Origin of the sequence: Saccharomonospora halophila 8 (genome assembly GCF_000383775.1) — a bacterium.
GTDB lineage: Bacteria > Actinomycetota > Actinomycetes > Mycobacteriales > Pseudonocardiaceae > Saccharomonospora > Saccharomonospora halophila.
Genome location: NZ_KB912552.1, coordinates 2,065 through 5,580, shown reverse-complemented (window position 1 = coordinate 5,580; position 3,516 = coordinate 2,065). Strand labels below are relative to the sequence as shown.

At 72.8% G+C, this 3,516-nt stretch carries 3 protein-coding genes, 1 tRNA gene and 1 pseudogene; 3 read left to right on the top strand and 2 right to left on the bottom strand.

The window, feature by feature from the left end; all coding sequences use genetic code 11:
- Window positions 1–1,585 (bottom strand): hypothetical protein (locus SACHA_RS23400; RefSeq protein ID WP_019809845.1); only part of this gene is annotated, 1,585 nt, incomplete at its 3' end.
- Window positions 1,586–1,721: 136 nt separating this feature from the next.
- Between SACHA_RS23400 and SACHA_RS0111495 the strand changes: the two genes are divergently transcribed.
- Together SACHA_RS0111495 and SACHA_RS0111490 are read left to right on the top strand one after the other, a co-directional pair.
- Window positions 1,722–1,795: transfer RNA gene (locus SACHA_RS0111495), tRNA-Thr, on the top strand.
- A 100-nt stretch (window positions 1,796–1,895) separates the two neighbouring features.
- Window positions 1,896–2,414, top strand: a complete 519-nt coding sequence (locus SACHA_RS0111490) for a gamma carbonic anhydrase family protein (protein ID WP_019809843.1) — start codon at window positions 1,896–1,898, stop codon at window positions 2,412–2,414.
- Window positions 2,415–2,541: 127 nt separating this feature from the next.
- On the opposite strand, the gene SACHA_RS0111485 is transcribed toward SACHA_RS0111490, so the two are convergent.
- On the bottom strand, window positions 2,542–3,063 hold the full coding sequence (locus SACHA_RS0111485; RefSeq protein WP_019809841.1) for an inorganic diphosphatase: 522 nt from the start codon (window positions 3,061–3,063) through the stop codon (window positions 2,542–2,544).
- A gap of 152 nt (window positions 3,064–3,215) precedes the next feature.
- Here SACHA_RS0111485 and SACHA_RS25355 point away from each other — a divergent pair.
- Window positions 3,216–3,516, top strand: a pseudogene (locus SACHA_RS25355) (hypothetical protein); the annotation flags it as partial.

The following is a 3,516-nucleotide window of genomic DNA, read 5'->3' as shown; positions in this document are numbered from 1 at the left end:
GCACGTCGGCGGGCGGGGCCGCCGGGGGGCCGCACTCGACGCCGCCCTCGGGGGCGAACGCCGTGGCCTTCTGTTCCCCGAGCGAGACCTGTGCCAGCGACGCCGGGAGCCGTTCGGCCTGCTCCGGCGGCAACGTCTCGCGCAGCCGGTCGGTCGGCAGGACCCGCAGGTCGAGCATGCGGGCGGCCGCCGAGACGTGGTGGCCGGTGAACGGCTCGGTCACCCTGCCCGCGCGTTCGTCCAGCTCCGCCACGCTCACCCGCAGCACCCCGAGGTCGAGCACGTGTTCGGAGGCGCGCTCGGTCAGCTTCGTCAGCCCGCCGCCCACGAGTTCGGCGACCCCGCCGAGAACCGGGGCGTCCCGGACCTGCTCGAACCCGGGCAGCTCCGTCAGGCCGGGCAGCGGGATCCCGAGGGGAATGTCCCGGGTCGGATTCGCCGCGTCCAGCTCGAACAGCGTCTCCCCGTCGCGCTCGAAGGCCAGCACCGGGGCCGTGTACTCGACGGTGGACGTCCCGGGGTCGCCGGTGGAGACCACCCGCAGGGTGGGCTGGTCGACCACCCGCACCGTGAAGCCGAGCGGGGTTCCCTTCAAAATCTCCAGCCGCGCCGCCCGCATCGTGGAGATCGATTCGACCGCCTTGCGGTCGCTGCCCGGGATGTCGGTCAGCCGCACGACCGACCGGGTGGACAGCGTCTGCGGTGCGCTGACCAGCGATCCGGTGCCGTCGGTGTCGTTCCCGCCGCCGGACAGCAGGCCGCCGAGGTGGGCGAGCGGCCCGGGCAGGTCGGACAGCGCCGCACGCGCCCGGTCCCCGTCGTCCCGCCCGCTGTCACCGCCGGGAACGTCGCCGCCGGGAACGTCGCCGCCGGGAACGTCGCCGTTGGGAACGTCGCCGTCGGGAACCCCGTCACCGCCGAGGGTGCCGGTGTCGCCCCCGTCGTCCGCTCCGGACAGTCGGTGGGTGTCCGGCATGGTGGGGATCGCGTCGACCAGGGACAGGTGGGCGGCGGAGGTGGAGGAGTCGGCGATGGTGCCGACACACGGACCCGTGGTGGGGCTCCAGCGGGCGTGGGCACGGCCGTTCAGTCCGCTGATCCCGACGAGCGGGTTGTCCGGTGCCTCGAAACCGGTGGTGACCGGCTCCTCGTTGTCCGGCAACGCCGTCTGCGTGACCGCCCCGGGCACGGTCGGTGCGTGGCCGCCCACGGCGAGCCCGAACGGCGAGGCCTCGGCGACCGCCCGTTCGTAGGTGAGGTACGACTCCGAGTTCGCCTCGGCCCGGGACAGTCCGAACCCTCCCTCCAGTGCGGACTGCTCGGGCAGGGACTCCTCGACGCCCGGCATGGAGGCCTCGGCGGGAACGGCCTCCGGTGCCAGGCGGAGCATGCCCAGTGCCGTGCCCGCCTTCCCGATCGCCCTGCCCTCGGGTGTCGGGGGGTCGGAGAACGGGGGCTGGCCCTCCTCCACCGGCTCGGGTTCGGGGGTCGTCGGCACGGTCTGGCCCACGGCGGGAGCGGCGGACAGGACGAGTATCGCGACGGTGACGGGCGCGGCCAGCGCTCGGGGCGGGCGTCGGCGCATACGGAGGTCCTCCCAGTGGCGTGGTCACCCGGCGGCCGGGGGCGACACCGATGTCGTCCTCCCGCCAACGAGGCGGGGGCCCCACCGGTGACGGGAAGGGGACCGCTACACTTGTGCGCAGCCGGGCACGGCCCGCGCCGCCTTAGCTCAGACGGCCAGAGCGGCTCACTCGTAATGAGCAGGTCAGGGGTTCGAATCCCCTAGGCGGCTCCCAAGGAAGGGCTCCCCGCCGTGCGGGGGGCCCTTCTTCTCGTCCGCCCCCTCCGCGCCGGTGCGCGGACCGGACGTGAACGCTGGTTAAGGTGTGCGCATGCCGATGTTCGCCTTCGAGGGCACCCGCCCCACCGTGCACCCCGACGCCTGGATCGCGCCCACCGCGACGCTGATCGGGGACGTCGTCGTCGAGAAGAACGCCTCCGTCTGGTACGGCGCCGTGCTGCGCGGTGATTTCGGCCGGATCGTCGTGCGGGAGGGCGCCAACGTCCAGGACAACTCGGTGCTGCACGTCAACGACGGGGCCTGCGAGGTGGGCCCCGACGCCACGATCGGCCACTCGTGCATCGTGCACGACTGCACGATCGGGGAGCAGGCCCTCGTGGGCAACGCGGCCACCGTGCTGGACAAGGCCGTGATCGGTGCCCGCACCCTGGTCGCGGCGGGTGCCACCGTCACCCCGGGCACCGAGGTGCCGGAGGAGGTCATCGCCATGGGCAGCCCGGCGAAGAAGTTCGTGCCGCTGACCGACTCCGCCCGGGTGTGGATCGAGCACAACGCCGAGGTCTACCGGGAGCTGGCCCGGCGCCACGCGCAGGGTGTCGAACCCGTGTGACCACCTGGTACGACCCCGCACGCGCGAACGGCGCCTCCCCGCGCGTGTGCGGGGAGGCGCCGTCCGTCCGTGGCGACGGGCGTGCCGCGGTCCCGTCGGTCCGTCGGCCCTCGCCCGGTCGGCCCGGTCAGTCCTGGTCGGTCACCTCGCGGCCCCGGATCTCCTCCCGGTGCGCCGCCTCGCGGTCGTAGGACTCCTGGATCTCCTTCTCGGCCTCGATACGGCTGGCCCAGGTGGAGCCCTCCACACTCTTGGCCGGCTCCAGGTCCTTGTACACCTGGAAGAAGTGCTCGATCTCGAGCTTGTGGAACTCGTTGAGGTGGTGGATGTCCCGCAGGTGCTCCATCCGCGGGTCGTCCGACGGCACTGCGATGATCTTGTCGTCCGGGCCCTTCTCGTCGGTCATGCGGAACATGCCGATCGCCCTGCTCCGGATGAGGCAGCCGGGGAACGTCGGTTCCTGCACGAGCACGAGAACGTCGAGCGGGTCGCCGTCCTGGCCCAGCGTGTTGTCGATGAACCCGTAGTCGGCCGGATACTGGGTGGCCGTGAACAGGGTGCGGTCGAGCTTGATGCGCCCCGTCTCGTGGTCCATCTCGTACTTGTTGCGCTCCCCCTTGGGGATCTCGATCGTGACGTCGAACTCCACGCCGTCCTCGCTGCCTCGTCTCTCGGCGCCGCTTGCGGGCGGCTCACACTGCGTCTGACCTTCCTTCACTAGTGTGGACCAGGCAATCGGCCGGCAGGGCAGACGCGGTCGGGAAATGTGACGTCTGCCCCGTTGAACGGCGAGGAGGGTCTGTGGCAGGCGACACGGGCGCCGACCCCGGCGCGGCCGGTGGTGACCGGGGCGGCGGAACAGGCGGAGACGGTGGGTACGGCACCGGCCCCGCTCCGCAGTGGCCGTCGGACGACGACGATCCCGACCTCGCCCCCGCCGGACCGGAGGAGGCGGATCCACGGCAACCCACCGACGAGTGGGGCGTGCCCGAGGTCACAACGACCGAGCCGCCGACGGTACGGCACCGGCTGCCGTCCCCGGGCACGGACGCCTCGGCCGGGTCCGCCGCGGGTGCGCATCCGACCGTCCCGGTGGCCGTGC

Excerpts from the sequence above, each read along its gene's own strand:
- SACHA_RS0111490 (WP_019809843.1), top strand. The coding sequence starts at position 1,896 with ATGCCGATGTTCGCCTTCGAGGGCACCCGCCCCACCGTGCACCCCGAC.